The sequence below is a fragment of the Streptomyces sp. NPDC050161 genome (assembly GCF_044460025.1).
GTDB lineage: Bacteria > Actinomycetota > Actinomycetes > Streptomycetales > Streptomycetaceae > Streptomyces.
Window position 1 is genome coordinate 1 of sequence record NZ_JBITJM010000029.1, and the last position, 19,783, is coordinate 19,783.

Here is a 19,783-nt window from a genome sequence, read left to right on the forward strand (position 1 = left end):
ATGGGCCGGTCGATTCATGCGGGTCAGGTGTGTGTGGCGGACGGGACGGCGCTGGCGGGCGAGAAGATCCGCCGGGTGCTGACCAACGACCCGGGCATGGGCGTCATCCGTCACGTGGACGCCGGATACGACATCGCCGAGAACGTCGCCACCGAACGCCACGTCCGCATCCCCATGCGCGAAGAAGGACCGGCGGCCACCGCGACCCAGGGCGGTCACGCATGAACTCCTCCTTCCACACCATGTGGGACGAGCTGCGGCCGATCGGCCGCGACTCCGCATCGGGCGGCTACCGCCGCGCCGCCTGGACCGGCGCCGACACCGACTGCCGCGCGTGGTTCCGGGCCCAGGCCGAGACCCGCGGGCTCTCCTACGAACTGGACCGCAACGGCAACCAGTGGGCCTGGCTCGGCGCCGCGTCGTACACCGACGTGGCCGCGGGCGAGGCCGTCGTCACCGGCTCGCACCTGGACTCCGTGCCCGACGGCGGCGCCTTCGACGGGCCGCTTGGCGTCGTCTCCGGCTTCGCCGCCCTCGACGAACTCCGCCGCAGGGAAACGGAATTCGGCAAGCCGCTGGCCATCGTCAACTTCGGCGACGAGGAAGGCGCACGCTTCGGGCTCGCCTGCGTCGGCTCCCGGCTCACCGCGGGGCTGCTGACCCCCGAGGCCGCCCACGAGCTGCGCGACGCGGAAGGCGTCACCCTGCCGCAGGCCATGGAACGCGCCGGATACGACCCGTCGGCCATCGGCCAGGACCGCGAACGGCTCGACCGCATCGGCGCCTTCGTCGAACTCCACGTCGAGCAGGGCCGCGCCCTCGACCTGACCGGCGACCCCGTGGGCATCGCCTCCGCGATCTGGCCGCACGGCCGCTGGCGGTTCGACTTCCACGGCGAGGCCAACCACGCGGGCACCACCCGCCTGGAGGACCGCCGCGACCCGATGCTCACCTACGCCGAGACCGTGCTCGCCGCGCGCGAGCAGGCCAGGCTGGCCGGCGCCCTGGCCACCTTCGCCAAGATCAGCGTCGAACCGAACGGCGTCAACGCGATCCCCTCGCTCGTCCGCGGCTGGCTGGACTCCCGCGCCGCCGACCAGGACACCCTGGACACGGTGACCAAGGAGATCGAGCGGGCCGCGACCGCACGCGGCGCCCGCGACGGCGTGGACGTCCGGGTCGTCCGCGAATCCTTCAGCCCCATCGTGGAGTTCGGGCACGCGCTGCGCGACGAACTGAGCGCGATCCTCGGGCGGACCGGTGCGGGCGGCGCCCGTACCGTGCCGGTACTCGGCACCGGCGCGGGCCACGACGCGGGCATTCTGTCCGGCACCGTCCCCACCGCCATGCTGTTCGTCCGCAACCCCACCGGCGTCTCGCACTCACCCACCGAATCGGCGGCCGAGGACGACTGCGTCGCCGGAATCACCGCACTCGCCGACGTACTGGAAGGTCTCGTGTCCACATGACGACGCAGGGCACAACGATGTACTGGCTCGAACACGCCTGGCTCGGCACCCACGTCGAGCCCGGCGTGGCCGTGGACGTGGCGGACGGGCGGATCACGGCCGTCCGCACCGGCACCGCCACCCCGCCGCCCGGCGCCGTCGCGCTGCGCGGACTGACCGTCCCCGGCCTCGCCAACGCCCACTCGCACGCCTTCCACCGCGCCCTGCGTGGCACCGTCCAGGTCGGTGCCGGCACTTTCTGGACCTGGCGCGAGGTCATGTACGACATCGCGGGACGGCTCACCCCCGACAGCTACTACGCGCTCGCCCGCGCCGTCTACGCCGAAATGGCCCTGGCCGGCATCACCTGCGTCGGCGAGTTCCACTACCTGCACCACGCGCCGGGCGGCACCCCCTACGACGACCCCAACGCCATGGGCGAGGCGCTGATCGCCGCCGCGGCCGACGCCGGAATCCGGATCACCCTCCTCGACACCGCCTACCTCTCCGCCGGCTTCGGCGCCCCGCCCGGCCACCACCAGCAGCGCTTCTCCGACAGCAGCGCCGACGCCTGGGCCGAACGCGCCGCCGCCCTCAAGGACGGCCGCGCACACGCCCGCATCGGCGCCGCCATCCACTCCGTACGCGCCGTGCCCGCGGCGCAGTTGGGCACCGTCGCGCAGTGGGCCGCGGAACGGCAGGCCCCGCTGCACGTCCACCTCTCCGAGCAGACCGCGGAGAACGACGCCTGCCGTGAGCACCACGGCTGCACCCCCACCCGGCTGCTCGCCGACCACGGCGCCCTCGGCCGCCGCACCACCGCCGTGCACGCCACCCACCTCACACCGGAGGACATCGGCCTGCTCGGCGGCACCGGCACCGGCGTCTGCATGTGCCCCACCACCGAACGCGACCTCGCCGACGGCATCGGCCCCGCGGCCCAACTCCAGCAGCACGGCAGCCCGCTGTCCCTCGGCAGCGACAGCCACGCCGTCATCGACCTGCTCGAAGAGTCCCGCGCCATGGAGCTGGACGAGCGCCTGCGCACCCGCACCCGCGGCCACTGGACGGCCGCTGCCCTGCTGCGCGCCGCGACCACCGACGGTCACGCCGCCCTGGGCTGGGACGACGCCGGCACCCTCACCACCGGCGCACTCGCCGACTTCACCACGATCGCCCTGGACTCCGTACGCACCGCGGGCCCGCTGCCCCGACTGGCCGCCGAAACCGCGGTATTCGCCGCCTCAGCGGCCGACGTACGGCACACGGTCGTCGGCGGCCGGCAGATCGTCCGGGACGGGACGCACACGCTGCTGCCCGACGTACCCACCGCACTCGCCGAGACCATCGCCGCCCTGCGCGCGAGTGACTGACGCGCCCCCAGCGGCCGAAGGAGCACACCCCCGCGATGACGACCACCGCACTCACCCACATCAACCAGCTCGTCACCAACGACCCCTCCCTCGGTGAAGGCCCCCTCGGTCTGATCCAGGACGCGGCCGTCGTCATCGACGGCGACCGCATCGCCTGGGTCGGTGCTTCCAGCAAAGCACCCGCCACTGACAACGCCGTCGACGCCGGCGGCAGGGCCGCCATCCCCGGCTTCGTCGACTCCCACTCCCACCTGGTGTTCGGCGGCGACCGCACCCAGGAGTTCAACGCCCGCATGTCGGGCCGCGCCTACTCGGCCGGCGGCATCCGCACCACCGTCGCCGCCACCCGCGCCGCCACCGACGCACAGCTCTCCGCCAACGTCGCGCACTACATGGCCGAGGCGCTGCGCCAGGGCACCACCACCTTCGAGACCAAGTCCGGCTACGGCCTGACCGTCGACGACGAGGCCCGCGCGCTGCGCATCGCCGCCACCCACACCGACGAGGTCACCTACCTCGGCGCGCACATCGTCTCCCCCGACTACGCGGACGACCCCGCCGCCTACGTCGACCTGGTGACCGGACCGATGCTGGACGCCTGCGCCCCGCACGCCCGCTGGATCGACGTGTTCTGCGAGAAGGGCGCCTTCGACGGCGACCAGGCGCGCGCCGTCCTGGCCGCGGGGAAACAGCGCGGCCTGCTGCCGCGCATCCACGCCAACCAGCTCTCCTACGGCCCCGGAGTCCAGCTCGGCGTCGAACTGGACGCGGCATCCGCCGACCACTGCACCTATCTCACGGACGCCGACATCGACGCGCTGGCGAACTCCGCCACCGTCGCCACGCTGCTGCCCGGAGCGGAGTTCTCCACCCGCGCGGTGTGGCCCGACGCCCGCCGCATCCTGGACGCCGGGGCGACCGTCGCGCTCTCCACCGACTGCAACCCCGGCTCCTCCTTCACGTCCTCCATGCCGTTCTGCATCGCCCTGGCCGTCCGCGACATGAAGATGACACCCGACGAGGCGCTCTGGGCGGCCACCGCGGGCGGCGCGCAGGCGCTGCGCCGCACCGACGTCGGCCGGATCGCCCCCGGCGCCCGCGCCGACCTCGCCCTGCTGGACGCCCCCTCCCACGTCCACCTCGCCTACCGGCCTGGTGTCCCGCTCGTCACGGACGTGTGGCACAAGGGAGTCAGGGTCTGAGCAGGGGTCGCGCGGGGCGGTAGGTCCCCGGACGCGGAGGAGGGCCCGTCCCGAGTCGCCCGGGGCAGGCCCTCCTTCGCGCGGGCGGCTGCCGGTCGGTGGACCGGCAGTGACCGCGACGGCTCACTCGTCGATCATCAGACCCTTGCGCAGTCGTACCAGGGTGCGCGAGAGCAGACGGGAGACGTGCATCTGGGAGATGCCGAGCTCTTCGCCGATCTCGGACTGGGTCATGTTGGCGACGAACCGCAGCGACAGTATCTTGCGGTCACGCGGCGGGAGTTCGGCGATCAGCGGCTTCAGGGACTCGACGTACTCGATGCCTTCGAGCCCGTGGTCCTCGTAGCCGATGCGGTCCGCCAGTGCGCCCTCGCTGTCGTCCTCCTCGGGCTGCGCGTCCAGCGAGCTCGCGGTGTACGCGTTGCTCGCGGCCATGCCTTCGACGACCTCGTCCTTGGTGATGCCGAGGCGTTCGGCCAGCTCGCCGACCGTGGGTGCACGGTCCAGCTTCTGCGCCAGTTCGTCACCGGCCTTGGCGAGGTCCAGACGCAGTTCCTGCAGTCGCCTGGGTACCCGCACCGACCAGCTGGTGTCGCGGAAGAAACGCTTGATCTCGCCGACGATGGTCGGCATGGCGAACGTCGGGAACTCGACGCCACGGTTGATTTCGAAGCGGTCGATCGCCTTTATCAGGCCGATGGTGCCGACCTGGACGATGTCCTCCATGGGTTCGCTGCGGGAACGGAACCGGGAGGCCGCGAACTTCACCAGGGCGAGATTGAGTTCGACCAGAGTGTTGCGGACGTACGCGAATTCGTGGGTGCCTTCCTCCAGCGACTCCAGCCGCTCGAAGAGGGTTTTGGACAGGGCCCTCGCGTCCACCGGACCCACCTCGTCGAACGGGGGGATCTCGGGCAGCCCGTCGATGTCGGGAATTTCCGCGACATCGGATTCGGCGGGGACCGCCTGGGCAGGGATCTGCCCTGTCGGGTCGGACGGGGGTGTCGACGAGGTGTGCTGCCGGGTGTCGTCGGTGCGCAATTCGTCGAGCCGGGGTGACATGGTCTCCTCCATCGTTCTCGGCATATGGCTGCCGATGCCTCTACGTGAAGCTGCGGTGTGCGGCGCCTCCAAAGCCGGCCGTGTCGAATGTGTCTGTCTACGCCTACCTGGCTTTGCCGGAAGATGGCAAGTGTGCGATGTCCTTATTTCGTGCTATATGGCGATTGTTCGGCTACCCCTGCGTGAAACGAAGGCGTAGGGTTCTCGCGAGCGCAGTCATAGGCAATCGACGTCGAGACAGCAAGAGGGGTGCGCGCGCATGGACCGCGGGACGGTCGGCAGTGCGAGCCGGGGTCGGCTTCACGTCGAGATCCGGCATCACGGCGCCAGCGCGGTCGTGACCGCCGCCGGTGAATTGGATCACCACACCGCCGATCTGTTGCGTGAGTCGCTGGAGGGGTGCGTGGCGGACGGCTACGCGCGCCTCGTGGTCGACTGCTCCCCCCTGGAGTTCATGGACTCCACCGGGCTCAACGTGCTGCTCGGCGCCCGCCTGAAAGCGGAGGCCGCCGGGGGCGGGGTTCATCTGGCCGGAATGCAGCCGGTGGTCGCCCGGGTTTTCGAGATCACCGGCGCGGAGGCGGTTTTCACGGTGCATGACTCCCTTGACGAGGCACTGGCCGACTGAGGGTGACGCGGGTGGTCCGGAGGGTGGCATTCCGGGCACGTAGTCCGCGTCACAACTTCCGTACCCAAGAAGTGGGTGTTCTCACGGTCCGGTCGGGCAGGAGACATCTGAATCCGTTGAATCAGTCAGGTATCAGTTTCCGTGAAAAGGCGAATCGGTGAGGTGAAGCGCTGATGAGCACCACCCGGCCGTACCCGCCGGGCGATCTCGGCCCGGAACCGGGCAGCGCCGGTGCTTCCGCCGCCGCCCCGGCCTCCGCCGGCGCCCCGGCCGGTCAGGTCCGCAGGCTGCGCCTGGCAGGCACCAAGGGGGCCGTGGCACGCGCCCGCGACTTCGCCAGGGAAGCCCTTCAGGACTGGGGCTGGCTGCCGGCCGCCACCGCCGACCAGCGGGCCGCCGCCGAGGATGTGCTGCTCGTCGTCTCCGAGTTGGTGACCAACGCCTGCCTGCACGCCGAGGGCCCCGAGGAACTGCGGCTGCGCTGCGCGTCCAAGGTGCTGCGCCTGGAGGTCAGTGACCTCGGCGCCGGATCGCCCGCGCCCCGCACCCCGCACCGGGCGGGCCGGCCCGGCGGGCACGGCATGTTCATCGTCCAACGGCTCTGCCTGGACTGGGGTGTTGTGCGCAACGCCGACGGCGCGGGCAAGACGGTGTGGGCCGAGCTGGCCGCACCGTCCTGAGCCGTACCGCCGCGCGGCTGCCCGGTCCGGGCGCCGGGGCAGCTGCTGCGTGACCACAAGACGAGGGCGCGGACCTGCGGGTCCGCGCCCTCGGGCGCTGTGGCCGGGAGACCCCGCCCGATCCGGGCTGCGCTGTGTCTTCCCTCGGCACGGTCCCCGGCGTACCTTGACGGCCAATCTGATGTGCCGTCAGTTGCCAAGAGGCGGTGCTCGACCGGGAGAAGGGATGTCGAGATGACCCGCTTCCATGCACAGCACACCAGCCGCCCGCGCCGTACGGCCACGCTGGCCGCGGCCGTGGCGGCAGCGGCGGGGTCGGCGGTGATGCTGGCCGCGCCGGCCGCGCAGGCCGACGTCGTCGACGTCAACTACCAGTGCAAGACGCCCATCGGCAACAAGGGCGCGGTCTCGCCCATCGACATCAAGGGCACTCCGGACGGCGGCGGCTACAAGCTCGTGATGTCGTTCCAGAAGGGTGTCTCCTCCAGCCCCGTCGAGCTGGGCAAGGGCGCCATGAAGCCGTCCGCGCTGATCAAGCTGGGCGGTGCGGAGAGCGGCACGGTGCCGGTGTCGGGGCCGACGAACGACAAGGCGATTCCGGCCAACACCCCCATCAAGATCAGCGACTTGAGCGGTACGTACACCCCCAAGAGCAGCGGGAAGGTGACGTTCACGGCGTCCACGCTCACCATCAAGGCGCTGGGCACCACGACCACCTGCACGCCGAGCAACAGCCCCAAGCCGTCGCTGACCTTGGACGTCAAGGGCTCGGGCGGGAGCAGCGGCGGCAGTTCGGGCGGTACGGGCGGCTCGTCGGGCGGCGGGTCGGGCGGTTCGCCCGGCACCCTGCCGCAGACCGGACCGGCCGATTCCGCCCTCGCCCTCGGCACGCTCGGCGGCACGGTGCTGCTGGCCGGCGCGGCGGGCGGTCTCTGGCTCACCCGCCGCAGGCAGCGGGTGTGACCCGGGGCGGCCCGCCGCCCCGCCCGTACCGGTGGCCACGCAACTCCGCCACCACCGGCACCGCTTGACGCCGCCGCGCCCCGCGCCCCGGCGCCAGGCGATGCGCCCGCACCCGCACTCCGTATGCGTACGAGCACCAGGAGCCGCCGATGCCGTTCCGTAGCCGCGCAGGGGTCACCGGCGCCGCCCTCACCGCCGCCGTGCTGCTGTGCCCCGCCGCTGTGGCCGGGGCCGCACCCGTGCCGGACGCGCCGTCCGGAGCGGGTCTGACGGCCGCGCCCGCGTCCGGCAGCGGGGCCGGGACCGGCGACCGCGGCCGGCCGTACTTCTACCTGGAGGGCGGTCCCGGCACCGTCATGAAGGACCGGCTGGCGCTCACCAACCCGGCGGACCGGGCCCGTACCGTCCGGCTGCGCGGCGCGGACAGCGGGGCGTGGCTGGTGCCCGCGGCCCGGGAGGTCAGGATTCCGGCGCGGACGCGGGCGACGGTGCCGTTCACCGTGACGGTGCCCGCCGACGCGCCGCCCGGCGACCACCCGGGGAAGCTGATCGCCGAGGACGGCGGGCGGAAGGTGAGCGTCCGCGTCCATCTGCGGGTGACCGGGCCCGCGCTCTCGGCGCTGACCGTCGAGAACGTCTCGGTCACCGCACGCGGGGACGCGGCGGAGATCCACTACGCGCTGGTCAACCGCGGCACCACCGTGCTCACCCCGCGGCTCGCGGTACGCGCCGACGGCGTCTTCGGGCCCGTACTGCGGCGCGCGGCCCGCACCCTGCCGGTCCGGCTGCCCCCGGGGCGGCGCGTCGAACGCACCGAAACCTGGCCCGATCCGCCCGCCCTGGACGCGGTGGACGTCACGCTCACCGCCACGGCGGGCGGCGGCGCGCACGGCACGGCCGAGGCCCGCTACACCCCCGTCCCGCGGGGCCCGCTCGGCGGCGCCGCGCTCGTCCTCCTGGCGGGGGCGGGCGGCTGGGCGCTACGGCGCAGACGGCGGCGGGCGGCGGGAGCGCACGGCGAAGCAGACGACGGCGTAAGGGACGTGATGCGTGTGGGAGCCCCCTCGTGAAGCGCGGGACGCGGCGCCGGGCCGGTCCGTACCGCTCCCGCATCGCCGCCGCGCTCGCCCTCTGCGCGGCGCTGGTGCTCCCGGTGCCGCCCGCCGCCGCGGCCACCGCGCGCAGCGCCGCCGCCACGCCGTCGGCACAGGTCTCCGACAAGGAGGCGGGCACCGGCGGCACGGTGACCGTGACCGGGCACGGCTGGCGGCCGAAGGCCCTGCTCACGCTGCTGATCTGCGGGCAGAACATGATCGGCGGCACCAACTCCTGCGCCAACGGCGACGGCCGGGCCACCACCACCGACGCACACGGCGCGTTCCGCAAGCGGCTGCCGGTCGCCGAACCGCCCAAGCCCTGCCCCTGCGTGGTGCACGTGGCGACGGTGACCGGCGAGGCGGCTGCGGCGGACGTCGCGTTCAAGGTGGCGGGCCACCCCGTGGCGCCGCTGCCCGAGGAGAGCGCGGGCGGCCGGCTCGCGCTGGTCGCACAGCCGGAACTGGCGGGCAGCAGCGGCCTGTTGACCTGGTTCGGCGCTCCGCCGCAGCGCCGCCTGACCTTCACGGTCGGCAACCTCGGCTCGACACCGGCCAAGGACCCGGTGTTCAAGGTCGGGACCTCGCACGGCGTCTTCGCCCCCGAGTGGGAGGAACAGCAGTGGCGGGGAACCGTCGCCGCCGGGAAGAAGGCGCGGATCACCCTGCCCGTGGAGCTGGCGGCCGGCGCGCACGGGGACTACCAGGTCTCCCTGGAGTACGGCGGCAAGCTGCTCGCCGATGAGCCCTGGGGGGTCGGCAGGCCGTGGGGCGTGACGCTCTTCTGGGTGCTGCTGTGCGTGGTGATCCCGACGGCGGTCTTCCGGATCGGCATGGCGGTCGTCGACCGGATACGCCCGCGCCCGGCCCTCTCGTCCCGCACCCCCGCCGCGCCAGGACCGCGTGTCCAGGACCGCGTGGCCGCCCGGTGGCGGCGCGGGCGTGGCACCGCACCCGGTGGCGGGGCCGACGCGTCCGCACCTGCGGACGACCGGGCCACGCTGCCCTGGTTCACCCCGGACGCCGCACCGTCCACCACCACAACAGGACAACGACCGACGTCGAAGGGGACCGAGTGAAGAGACAACGGAGCAGAGCGGGGGTGGCGGCGGGCGCCGCGCTGATGCTCGCGGGGGCGGGCATCGTGGCCACCGCCGGGACCGCCAGCGCGGCGGACGTGGCGTACAAGACGGAGTGCAAGCCGCCGCCGATCTCGGGGCTGCCCGCGATCAAGGGCACCACGAAGGTGACGGTGACCGCGCCGGCCACGGCGAAGGTGGGCGACGAGGTCGAGGTGGTGTGGAAGACGGTGGAGGCCGCCTCCAAGAACCCCGACATCCTGGACCTGGACAAGGACACCGTGCAGCCCACCGGCACGGTCAAGGTGGCGGGCGCGCAGACCGGCGACCTGGCGATGCAGGGGCCGCGGCAGAATCCGCCGATCCCCAAGAACAGCCCGATGAAGCTGCCGGACATGAAGGGCACGCTGAAACTGGAGAAGCCGGGAGAGGTCACCCTCGCGCCCGGCTTCTACAACATCAACGTCAACAAGCCGATCTCCACGGACACCAAGTGCACCCCCGACGAGGAGGTGCCGCCCGCGGTCACGATCAAGGTCTCCGACGGCGGCGGCAGCGGCGGCACGACGGCGGGCACGAGCGGCGGGGAGTCCGGCACGGGCGGATCCGGCGCGGGCGGCACGGACGCCGGAGGTACGGATTCCGGCGGGTCGGACGCGGGCGGTACGGATTCCGGCGGCAGCACGAGCGGCACGGACTCGGGCGGCGGCACGAGCGGCGGGACCAGCGCCGGTTCCACGGGCGGCTCCGGCGGTGACCCCGACGGCACCGCCTACCAGGGCAAGGAGCTGGAGGTGCCGTACGCCTGCAAGACACCCATCGGGGACAAGAAGGCGACCTCGCCGGTGCGGATCAACGGCGTGAAGAAGGGCGGCGGTTACGACCTGACGGTGAAGTTCAGCAAGTCCGTGATGGACAGCCCGGCCGACATCCCCAAGGGCTCGGTCACCCCGTCGATGGACGTGAAGGTGGGCGGCGCCGACAAGGGCACGGTGAAGGTGACAGGGCCTGCCAACGCCGAGCCCATCAAGTCGGGGCAGCCGATCGAGATCCCCGACCTCAAGGGCACCTACAAGCCGGGCGCCACCGGCAAGGCGACGCTGACACCGGGCGTGCTCACCGTCAAGGCACTCGGGACGACCACCACCTGCACCCCGGAGAAGGACCCCGGCGTCTCCCTGGCGCTGGACACCTCGGCCCAGCCGGGCGGCACGTCGGGCGGCACGTCCGGTGGGACCTCGGGCGGCGCGGCGTCCGGCGGCAGTGCGGGCGGCGCGCAGGCGGCCGGCGGCAGCGCGGGCGGCCTGGCCGACACGGGGGCGAGCGACCACGGCGCCCTGACCGCGCTCGGCCTCTTCGCCGGCACCGTCCTCCTGCTCGGCGGCGCGGTCTTCACCTTCACCCCGTGGCGGCGGCTGCGCCGCTGACCCCGGGGGACCGGCACGCGGAAGGGCCCGGCACGCAGCAGCGCGCCGGGCCCTTCCGATGGGACGCGGACGTCAGTGCACGTCGCCCATCAGGCTCATGATCTTCTTGCGGTTGAACCAGATCGCGACACCGGCCAGGACCGCCAGCGCGGCCTCGGCGGCCAGCACCCCCACACCGCTCAGATCGGCTCCCGCCGTGGACAGCAGGCTGACCACGCAGTCACCCGCGGTGACGGCGAGGAACCAGACACCCAGCATCTGGCTGGCGTACTTCTGCGGGGCCAGCTTGGTGGTCACCGACAGACCGACAGGGGAGAGGCACAGCTCGCCCATGGTCTGGATCATGTAGACCATGATCAGCCACATCGGGCTGACCTTCGTGCCGTCCGCCGACATCTGCATCGGCAGGATGAAGACGAAGTACGAGATGCCGATCAGCACCATCGCCATGGAGAACTTGATCGTGGTGCTCGGCTCCTTGGCGCGCTTGGCCAGGGCCAGCCACAGCCAGGCGAAGACCGGGGCCAGGGCCATCACCCAGAGCGGGTTTATCGACTGGAACCAGGTCGAGGGGAAGCCGAGGCCGAAGACGTTGTCCGCGGTGTTCTTCTCGGCGAAGCCGCTCAGCGTGGAGCCGGCCTGGTCGAAGATCATCCAGAAGACGGCAGCCGCGACGAAGAACCAGACGTAGCCGCTGACCTTGGTCTGCTCCTCGTCCGACAGGTCCTTGTCGCGCTTGATGCGGACCAGCACGGAGACCGGGATGATCAGGCCGAGCAGCGCGATCGGGATGAGCGCCCAGTTCAGCGTGAAGGTGCCGGTGCCGATGACGACGCCGTAGAAGACCGCGGCGATGATCAGCCAGATCAGGCCCTTGCGCAGCCAGGCATTCCGCTCCTGGACCGCGAGCGGGGTCGGGACCGCGCTGCTCTGCGGGTTCAGGTGGCGGGTGCCGATCAGGAACTGCACCAGGCCGAAAGCCATGCCGAGCGCGGCGGCGGCGAAGCCCAGGTGCCAGTTGACGCTCTGGCCGATCGTGCCGACGATCAGCGGGGCGGTGAAGGCACCGATGTTGATGCCGATGTAGAAGAGGGTGAAGCCGCCGTCACGACGCGGGTCCTGCGGACCGTCGTAGAGGTGCCCGACCATCGTCGAGATGTTGGCCTTCAGCAGACCTGACCCCAACGCGACCAGCGCCAGGCCGGCGAAGAACATCCCCTGTCCGGGGAGTGCCAGCGTGAGGTGGCCGAGGATCACGACGCTCGCGCCGATGACGACCGTCTTGCGCGGACCCCACACGCGGTCACCGAACCAGCCGCCGGGCATGGCGAGCAGGTAGACCATCGCGAGGTAGACGGCGTAGATCGCCGACGCGGTGGCCATCGTCATGGCCAGGCCGCCACCCTGGGCCCCGGGCTTGGCATCCGCGCCGCCGGAAATCAGGTAAAGCACGAGCAAGGCCCGCATGCCGTAGAAGCTGAAGCGCTCCCACATCTCGGTCATGAAGAGAGTGGCCAGTCCGCGGGGGTGGCCGAAGAAGGTCTTACCGCCTTGTGCAGGGTTCCCCTGCGGGGCGGCGTCCTTCGTCAGGCTGGACGCCATGGTGCTTCCTTGGTCTGCTCGGGACGCGCTGACGAGGCGTTACGCGCCCGGGTGGGGGTGACCGGCACCGGCGTACACCTTGCCCGCCCCCACGTCCGAGGGGTTCGACCCCACACGCGGAGGAATCGGCAGGACGGTCGTACACCGGGATCCACGCCCCCCGTGCTTTCTGGCGCGGCGGACCCGGTCGACAGGTCGATCACTGTGTTGCAGGGACGGTGGTACCGGCCCTGCACACAACAGGGGACCGATGACCCCAGTTGAGAGTCACGGCCCCAGCGGCTGTGCGATGGACGTCCGGCCACCATACGTCCCGTATACGCACCGTTGGGAGGGGTGAGACAACGCTCACATTCGCACAGGGAACCGAGTGCGCCGCCGCGCGCACGCCGTACCGGTTCGTGGCGCGGGCGCGCGCGGGCGTCGCCGGTCGTGCCCGCTCGACCCGGTGGTCCAACGCATCGGACTACCATCGGGCCATGACCCGTGTACTGCTCGCCGAGGATGACGCGTCCATCTCGGAGCCGCTCGCCCGCGCACTGCGCCGCGAGGGTTACGAAGTCGAGGTGCGCGAGGACGGCCCCACGGCGCTCGACGCCGGTCTCCAGGGGAACATCGACCTGGTCGTGCTCGACCTGGGCCTGCCCGGCATGGACGGCCTGGAAGTCGCCCGCCGGCTGCGCAACGAAGGCCATTCCTTCCCCATCCTGGTGCTGACCGCCCGCGCCGACGAGGTGGACACCGTCGTCGGTCTGGACGCCGGTGCCGACGACTACGTCACCAAGCCCTTCCGGCTCGCCGAACTCCTCGCCCGTGTCCGCGCGCTGCTGCGCCGCGGCTCCACCGCCGAACCCCAGCAGCCGCCCGCCACCCACGGCGTGCGCATCGACGTCGAGTCGCACCGCGCGTGGATGGGCGACGAGGAACTCCAGCTCACCGCCAAGGAGTTCGACCTGCTGCGGGTGCTGGTGCGGGACGCAGGCCGGGTCGTCACCCGCGACCAGCTGATGCGCGAGGTCTGGGACACCACCTGGTGGTCGTCCACCAAGACGCTGGACATGCACATCTCCTGGCTCCGCAAGAAGCTCGGTGACGACGCCGCCAACCCGCGCTACATCGCCACCGTCCGCGGCGTCGGCTTCCGCTTCGAGAAGAGCTGACGCACCCCAGGGGGCGCGTCAGGCTCCCCCGGGCCCGTCCGCGGCCCGGCCGCCGGGCGGGAAGCCGAGTTCGACCACCGCAATTCCCGCCCGGAGGGCACCGTGCGCCGCCGCCTCATCAACTCCACCCTCGCCGTGGTGCTCGTCGTGATTGCCGTGTTCGGTGTCTCGCTGGTCATCGTCGAGACCCGCACGATCCAGGCGGGCGCCGAGGAGAGCGTGGCCTCCGAGGCGGTCCGGCTGGTGGGGATCGTGGAGAGCCGTCTCGGCAGCGGCGAGAAGATCACGCCGGAGATCCTCTCCGAGCAGATCACCGCCAATCGGTACGCGAAGATCAAGGTGCCGGGCAAGGGGCCCATCGAGATCGGCAAGCGGCCCGCGGGCGATGTCATCGCCTCACGGGTCGAGGGGGACCGCGGCGAGCAGGTCACCGTCCAGGAATCCCGCGCCACGGTGAACGAGGAGATCGGCAGGACGCTCCTGATCATCCTGGCCGTCGCGCTGCTGGCGATCGTCGCCGCCGTGATCCTGGCCGTCCGGCAGGCCCGCAGGCTGACCGCGCCGCTCACCGACCTCGCCGAGACCGCCGAGCGCCTGGGCTCGGGCGACCCGCGCCCGCGCCACCGCCGCTACGGCGTCCAGGAACTCGACCGGGTCGCCGACGTCCTGGACGCCAGCGCCGAGCGGATCGCGCGGATGCTGACCGCCGAGCGCCGGCTGGCGGCCGACGCATCCCACCAGCTGCGCACCCCGCTGACCGCGCTGTCCATGCGCCTGGAGGAGATCACGGTCACCGACGATCCGGACACCGTGAAGGAAGAGGCCACCATCGCGCTGGCCCAGGTGGAGCGGCTGACGGACGTCGTGCAGCGGCTGCTGACCAACTCCCGCGACCCGCGTTCCGGATCCGCGGTCGCCTTCGACCTGGACGAGGTCGTCAAGCAGCAGATCGAGGAGTGGCGGCCCGCCTACCGCAGTGCGGGGCGGGCGATCGTGCGCTCAGGCAAGAAGGCGCTGCGGGCGGTCGGCACGCCGGGCGCGGTGGCCCAGGTGCTGGCCACCCTCATCGAGAACTCGCTGATGCACGGCGCCGGCACGGTCGCGCTGCGCACCCGCGTCACCGGCAACCAGGCGGTCGTCGAGGTCACCGACGCCGGTCCCGGCGTACCGCCCGACCTCGGCTCGCGGGTCTTCGAGCGCACCGTATCCGGCCGCAACTCGACCGGCCTCGGCCTCGCGGTCGCCCGCGATCTGGCGGAGGCGGACGGCGGCCGTCTCGAACTGCTCCAGCAGCACCCGCCGGTGTTCGCGCTGTTCCTGGCCCGCGAGGCGGAGCCCGCCGACCTGTAGAAGGACCTAGCGGGGCGAGGAACCGTACGGCTGCGGCCGGCGTTCCGGCTCCGCGGCGAGGAGGCTCTCGGCGCTCTCCACGGCGGCGCGCGCCGGGAGGGTGCGGAAGACCCAGGTGCGGTACGACCAGAAGCGGAAGAGGGTGGCGATCCCGATGCCGAGGAACTTGAAGACGTTGCTCTGGAGCGGGGTGTCCCAGTCGAAGCCGTACGTCGCGACGTAGAGCACGCCGTTCTCGATGACCAGGCCGATGACGCTGAACAGCAGGAAGAGCGTCAGCTCGCGGGTGCGGCCCTGCTTGTCGCGGTCGCGGTAGGTGAAGTAGCGGTAGCCGAGGTAGTTGGTGACGGTGGCTACGACCGTCGCCACCACGCTGGCCCGGACCACGGGCAGCTCCGTCAGATGCCGCACGAGGTTGAACACCGCGAAGTTCACGAAGACCCCGGCGCCGCCGACGGCACCGAATTTGACGACTTCCCGCGTGAGCGCATCCAGCCGGGACCGCAGTGCGCTCCGTTCACTCATGGTGATCGTTCAGCTCCCTGTCGGTGGCGGATGCGCGCACCGACGTCCCGGTCCGCCCCCACATGCTAACGACCGTCCCGAGGCCGCGCCCGCGCCCCGTCGCGGGCCGTCACGGTGTCATCCCACGGTGATCCGGAAGTTCAGGCTCCGGGCGCCGGGCTCCTCCGCCGCCCCCGGGCCGCACGCCCGGCAGCGCAGCAACCTGAGGTCCGTACGGCCCGCGGCGACCGCGACGAAGTCCAGGTAGTGGGTGGTGGCGGGGTCGGCGGGCGGCGCGGCTCCCGTCCTGACGTGGCCGCCCGCCGACCTCAGGACGGCCGGGTCGGGGGCCGGGGCGGCGATGGCCCAGCGGGCGCCGCCCGCGGTGCGGGGCAGCTGCACCGAGAAGTGGTCGCCCACCGACACCACGATCTCGGCGCCGCGCGGGCCGAAGACCATCGGCCCGGTCAGCTGGGAGATCAGCGAGTACACCGCGATCAGCAGCGCGGCGATGGCCACCGCAGGCACCAGCAGCCGGGACTCCCACGCCGGCTGCCCCGGTATGCCGCCCGTCGCGCCCTGCCCGTTCTCCTCCATGCCCGCCGCCCCCTCTGCCGTCGCCCGCCCCGCCCCGCGCCGGTGCCCGTCCCGTACGGGTGCGCCGCCCCTCCCGGTGAACTTCCCGCGGCGCCCGCCGCCACCCCTCGGGCACTGCCCCTTGGAGGATCCCCCAAGGCGCTGTCGGGGTGGCGCGGCCGGGCGGATACCCTGGGGGCGTGACGTTCCCGGTAGTCGGCATGGTCGGTGGCGGTCAGCTCGCCCGTATGACCCACGAGGCGGGTATCCCCCTCGGCATCAAGTTCAAGCTCCTCAGTGACACCCCGCAGGATTCGGCGGCCCAGGTGGTGAGCGACGTCGTCATCGGCGACTATCGCGACCTGGACACGCTGCGTGCCTTCGCGCGCGGCTGCGATGTCATCACCTTCGATCACGAGCACGTGCCCACCGAGCACTTGAGGGCGCTGGAGGCCGACGGTATCCCCGTACGGCCGGGCCCTGCCGCCCTGGTGCACGCGCAGGACAAGGGTGTGATGCGCGCGAAGCTGGACGCGATCGGCGCGCCCTGTCCGCGGCACCGTCTGGTGACGGATCCCGCGGACGTCGCGGCCTTCGCCGCCGAGCTGGCGGGTGACGGCGCGCGGGGCGCGGCCGAAGGGCAGTGGCCGCAGGACGGTGCGGGCGGCCTCCTCCCGGTGGTCCTCAAGACCGTCCGCGGCGGCTACGACGGCAAGGGCGTCTGGATCGTACGATCCTCCAAGGAGGCGGCCGAGCCGTTCCGCGCCGGAGTGCCGGTGCTCGCCGAGGAGAAGGTCGGCTTCGTCCGCGAACTGGCCGCCAACGTCGTCCGCTCGCCGCACGGCCAGGCCGTCGCCTACCCCGTCGTGGAGTCCGTCCAGGTCGACGGCGTCTGCGACACGGTCATCGCCCCGGCGCCAGGGCTGGGCGAAGACCTCTCGGCGCGGGCGCAGGAGCTGGCGCTGCGGATCGCCGACGAACTGGACGTCGTCGGGCACCTCGCCGTCGAGCTGTTCGAGGTCAGGGACGCCGACGGCGAGCCCGCCGTGCTGGTCAACGAACTCGCGATGCGCCCGCACAACTCCGGTCACTGGACCCAGGACGGCGCCATCACCTCGCAGTTCGCCAACCACGTCCGCGCCGTGCTCGACCTTCCGCTCGGCGACCCGCGCCCGCGCGCTCCCTGGACGGTGATGGCCAACGTCCTCGGCGGCGACTTCCCGGACATGTACTCCGCGTACCTGCATTGCATGGCACGCGACCCGCAGTTGAAGATTCACATGTACGGAAAGGACGTGAAGCCCGGCCGCAAGGTCGGCCACGTCAACACCTACGGCGACGACCTGGCCGACGTGCGTGAGCGCGCCGCGCACGCCGCCGGCTACCTGCGAGGAACGATCACCGAATGATGGCCAGCCCCTCCGGCACACCCGCCCCGCTCATCGGCATCGTCATGGGCTCCGACTCCGACTGGCCCGTCATGGAGGCAGCCGCCAAGGCGCTCGACGAGTTCGAGATCCCCTACGAGGTCGACGTCGTCTCCGCGCACCGCATGCCGCGCGAGATGATCGCGTACGGCGAGGAAGCGGCAGGCCGCGGCCTGAAGGCGGTCATCGCGGGCGCCGGAGGGGCCGCACACCTGCCGGGGATGCTCGCCTCGGTCACCCCGCTGCCGGTCATCGGCGTGCCGGTGCCGCTGAAGTACCTGGACGGCATGGACTCGCTGCTGTCCATCGTGCAGATGCCGGCCGGGGTGCCGGTCGCCACCGTCTCGGTCGGCGGCGCCCGCAACGCCGGACTCCTCGCCGTCCGGATCCTCGCCGCCCACGACGCCGAACTCCGCGCCCGGATGCGGGACTTCCAGCAGGAGCTGAACGACCAGGCGACCGAGAAGGGCAAGCGGCTGCGCAACAAGGTCGCCTCCCCGGCCGGCTTCGGCTTCGGGGGCACCAAGTGAGCGCCGGGCTGGACGCCGCGCGGGAGCTGCTGGCCCGCTGGCCCGTCGTCGACGGCCACAACGACCTGCCCTGGGCGCTGCGCGAGCAGGTCAGCTACGACCTCGACCGGCGCGACATCGCCGCCGACCAGTCGGCGTTCCTGCACACCGACATACCGCGGCTGCGGGCCGGCGGCGTCGGCGCGCAGTTCTGGTCGGTGTACGTACGGGCCGACTACGCGGGCGACAAGGCGGTCAGCGCCACCCTCGAACAGATCGACGTGGTGCGGCAGTTGGCCGCCCGCTACCCGGACGAGCTGCGTCTGGCGCTCACCGCGGACGACATGGAGACGGCCCGCGCCGACGGCCGGATAGCGTCCCTGATGGGCGCCGAGGGCGGCCACTCCATCCACAACTCGCCGGCCACCCTGCGGGCCCTGCACCGGCTGGGTGTCCGCTACATGACGCTCACCCACAACAACACCATCGACTGGGCGGACTCGGCGACCGACGAGCCGCGGCACAACGGTCTGACCGCCTTCGGCGAAGAGATCGTGCGGGAGATGAACCGCTGCGGGATGCTCGTCGACCTCTCGCACGTCGCGGCCACCACCATGCGCGACGCGCTGCGCACCAGCCGGGCGCCGGTGATCTTCTCGCACTCGTCCGCCCGCGCCGTGTGCGACCACCCGCGCAACATCCCCGACGACGTACTGGCCCAGCTCCCCGCCAACGGCGGCGTCGCGATGGCCACCTTCGTCCCGAAGTTCGTGCTGCCCGCCGCCGTCGAGTGGACCCGGCAGGCCGACGAGAACATGCGCGCCCACGGCCTGCACCACCTCGACACCACCGAGGAGGGCATGGCGGTGCACCGCGCCTTCGAGGCTGCCCACCCGCGGCCGAAGGCCACCGCGGCCACCGTCGCCGACCACCTCGACCACATGCGCGAGGTGGCGGGCGCCGACCACATCGGCATCGGCGGCGACTACGACGGCACCGCCTTCACCCCGGACGGCCTCGCCGACGTCGCCGGATACCCGCACCTGATCGCCGAGTTGCAGCGCCGCAAGTGGTCCGATGCCGACCTCGCGAAGCTCACCTGGAAGAACGCGGTCCGGGTGCTGCGCGCCGCCGAGGACGTGGCCCGCGAGGAGCAGGCGAGCCGCCCGCCGTCGGTGGCCACCATCGAGCAGCTGGACGGTCCCGGCCAGGGCTGACCTGCGCACCACAGGCCGACGGCGGGCCGCATCCGGACACTCCGGGTGCGGCCCGCCGTCGTGTGCGGCGAGGGCCGCTCAGCGCAGGCACAGGCAGAACGGATGGCCCGCGGGATCGAGGTAGACCCGGAAGGTCCGCTCGGCGTCGTCCGTCTGCACCAGCTCGGCGCCGAGGTCCAGCACCCGGCGCTCCGCCTCGTCGATGGCGTCGCGGGCCACGTCGAAGTCGAGGTGGAGCTGCTGCGGGTGCTCCTGCCCCGGCCAGTGCGGCGGCGCGTAGCCGTCGACGCGCTGGAAGGCGAGCTGCTGCCCGGCGGGACCGGTGGCCACGACCCAGTCGTCGTCGCCCGCCACCTTCCAGTCGAGCGCCGCGGCGTAGAAGGCGGCGAGCGCCTGCGCGTCGGGGCAGTCCAGGACGACGGGGCCGGGGACGATGAGAGCCATCGTTACCTCCTGAATGGGTTAACCGGTAACTGCGTTAC

At 72.2% G+C, this 19,783-nt stretch carries 19 protein-coding genes and 1 pseudogene; 15 read left to right on the forward strand and 5 right to left on the reverse strand.

The window, feature by feature from the left end:
- The 4 genes and pseudogenes from ACIBK8_RS32205 to hutI all read left to right on the forward strand — a co-directional run.
- Positions 1–225 (forward strand): annotated as a pseudogene (locus tag ACIBK8_RS32205) (urocanate hydratase); the annotation flags it as partial.
- Complete coding sequence (locus tag ACIBK8_RS32210) at positions 222–1,469, forward strand: allantoate amidohydrolase (protein ID WP_399045833.1); 1,248 nt, start codon at positions 222–224, stop codon at positions 1,467–1,469. The pseudogene ACIBK8_RS32205 and the gene ACIBK8_RS32210, both read left to right, overlap by 4 nt.
- A complete protein-coding gene (locus ACIBK8_RS32215) occupies positions 1,466–2,821 on the forward strand; it encodes a formimidoylglutamate deiminase (protein WP_399045835.1) in 1,356 nt (451 codons plus the stop codon). Before ACIBK8_RS32210 ends, ACIBK8_RS32215 begins: the two co-directional genes overlap by 4 nt.
- A 35-nt stretch (positions 2,822–2,856) precedes the next feature.
- Positions 2,857–4,023, forward strand: a complete 1,167-nt coding sequence (gene hutI / locus ACIBK8_RS32220; RefSeq protein WP_399045837.1) for an imidazolonepropionase — start codon at positions 2,857–2,859, stop codon at positions 4,021–4,023.
- A gap of 123 nt (positions 4,024–4,146) precedes the next feature.
- Here the strand turns inward: hutI and ACIBK8_RS32225 are convergent, their stop codons facing one another.
- Positions 4,147–5,097 (reverse strand): RNA polymerase sigma factor SigF, encoded by a 951-nt coding sequence (locus ACIBK8_RS32225; protein WP_399045838.1) that lies wholly within the window; start codon positions 5,095–5,097, stop codon positions 4,147–4,149.
- Positions 5,098–5,344: 247 nt separating this feature from the next.
- Between ACIBK8_RS32225 and ACIBK8_RS32230 the strand changes: the two genes are divergently transcribed.
- The 6 genes from ACIBK8_RS32230 (at position 5,345) to ACIBK8_RS32255 (ending at position 10,956) form a co-directional block, all read left to right on the forward strand.
- Positions 5,345–5,713, forward strand: a complete 369-nt coding sequence (locus tag ACIBK8_RS32230) for an STAS domain-containing protein (protein WP_393689170.1) — start codon at positions 5,345–5,347, stop codon at positions 5,711–5,713.
- Between the two features lie 173 nt (positions 5,714–5,886).
- Entirely contained in the window at positions 5,887–6,393 is a 507-nt protein-coding gene (locus tag ACIBK8_RS32235) for an ATP-binding protein (RefSeq protein WP_399045840.1), read from the forward strand.
- A 234-nt stretch (positions 6,394–6,627) separates the two neighbouring features.
- Complete coding sequence (locus ACIBK8_RS32240) at positions 6,628–7,356, forward strand: LPXTG cell wall anchor domain-containing protein (protein WP_399045842.1); 729 nt, start codon at positions 6,628–6,630, stop codon at positions 7,354–7,356.
- 149 nt (positions 7,357–7,505) lie between these two features.
- Complete coding sequence (locus ACIBK8_RS32245; RefSeq protein ID WP_399045844.1) at positions 7,506–8,426, forward strand: hypothetical protein; 921 nt, start codon at positions 7,506–7,508, stop codon at positions 8,424–8,426.
- The gene (locus ACIBK8_RS32250; RefSeq protein ID WP_399045845.1) at positions 8,423–9,529 is read left to right on the forward strand and encodes a hypothetical protein; all 1,107 of its coding nucleotides are present in this window, start codon (positions 8,423–8,425) and stop codon (positions 9,527–9,529) included. The genes ACIBK8_RS32245 and ACIBK8_RS32250 overlap by 4 nt, the downstream gene beginning before the upstream one ends.
- Before the next feature lie 44 nt (positions 9,530–9,573).
- Positions 9,574–10,956, forward strand: a complete 1,383-nt coding sequence (locus ACIBK8_RS32255; protein ID WP_399045906.1) for a hypothetical protein — start codon at positions 9,574–9,576, stop codon at positions 10,954–10,956.
- A 72-nt stretch (positions 10,957–11,028) separates the two neighbouring features.
- Here ACIBK8_RS32255 and ACIBK8_RS32260 read toward each other — a convergent pair whose 3' ends face one another.
- Complete coding sequence (locus ACIBK8_RS32260; protein ID WP_399045847.1) at positions 11,029–12,558, reverse strand: peptide MFS transporter; 1,530 nt, start codon at positions 12,556–12,558, stop codon at positions 11,029–11,031.
- Between the two features lie 479 nt (positions 12,559–13,037).
- Here ACIBK8_RS32260 and ACIBK8_RS32265 point away from each other — a divergent pair, with 479 nt between their 5' ends.
- Both ACIBK8_RS32265 and ACIBK8_RS32270 read left to right on the forward strand, forming a co-directional pair.
- Positions 13,038–13,718: a response regulator transcription factor gene (locus ACIBK8_RS32265; RefSeq protein ID WP_030086430.1), complete on the forward strand. Its 681-nt coding sequence runs from the start codon at positions 13,038–13,040 to the stop codon at positions 13,716–13,718.
- A gap of 102 nt (positions 13,719–13,820) precedes the next feature.
- Positions 13,821–15,068, forward strand: coding sequence for an ATP-binding protein (locus ACIBK8_RS32270; RefSeq protein ID WP_399045849.1), 1,248 nt, complete (start codon positions 13,821–13,823; stop codon positions 15,066–15,068).
- A gap of 6 nt (positions 15,069–15,074) precedes the next feature.
- On the opposite strand, the gene ACIBK8_RS32275 is transcribed toward ACIBK8_RS32270, so the two are convergent.
- Both ACIBK8_RS32275 and ACIBK8_RS32280 read right to left on the reverse strand, forming a co-directional pair.
- Positions 15,075–15,593 (reverse strand): GtrA family protein, encoded by a 519-nt coding sequence (locus tag ACIBK8_RS32275; RefSeq protein ID WP_399045850.1) that lies wholly within the window; start codon positions 15,591–15,593, stop codon positions 15,075–15,077.
- Between the two features lie 117 nt (positions 15,594–15,710).
- Positions 15,711–16,169, reverse strand: a complete 459-nt coding sequence (locus ACIBK8_RS32280; protein WP_399045851.1) for a hypothetical protein — start codon at positions 16,167–16,169, stop codon at positions 15,711–15,713.
- A 179-nt stretch (positions 16,170–16,348) separates the two neighbouring features.
- On the opposite strand from ACIBK8_RS32280, the gene ACIBK8_RS32285 reads away from it, so the two are divergent.
- From ACIBK8_RS32285 to ACIBK8_RS32295, 3 genes are read left to right on the forward strand one after another with little or no spacing between them, the layout of a single operon-like run.
- On the forward strand, positions 16,349–17,557 hold the full coding sequence (locus ACIBK8_RS32285) for a 5-(carboxyamino)imidazole ribonucleotide synthase (RefSeq protein WP_399045852.1): 1,209 nt from the start codon (positions 16,349–16,351) through the stop codon (positions 17,555–17,557).
- The gene (purE, locus tag ACIBK8_RS32290) at positions 17,554–18,105 is read left to right on the forward strand and encodes a 5-(carboxyamino)imidazole ribonucleotide mutase (RefSeq protein WP_399045853.1); all 552 of its coding nucleotides are present in this window, start codon (positions 17,554–17,556) and stop codon (positions 18,103–18,105) included. Before ACIBK8_RS32285 ends, purE begins: the two co-directional genes overlap by 4 nt.
- Positions 18,102–19,301 (forward strand): dipeptidase, encoded by a 1,200-nt coding sequence (locus tag ACIBK8_RS32295; RefSeq protein ID WP_399045854.1) that lies wholly within the window; start codon positions 18,102–18,104, stop codon positions 19,299–19,301. The genes purE and ACIBK8_RS32295 overlap by 4 nt, the downstream gene beginning before the upstream one ends.
- Before the next feature lie 78 nt (positions 19,302–19,379).
- Here ACIBK8_RS32295 and ACIBK8_RS32300 read toward each other — a convergent pair whose 3' ends face one another.
- Positions 19,380–19,745: a VOC family protein gene (locus ACIBK8_RS32300; protein WP_399045856.1), complete on the reverse strand. Its 366-nt coding sequence runs from the start codon at positions 19,743–19,745 to the stop codon at positions 19,380–19,382.
- Positions 19,746–19,783: the final 38 nt, after the last annotated feature.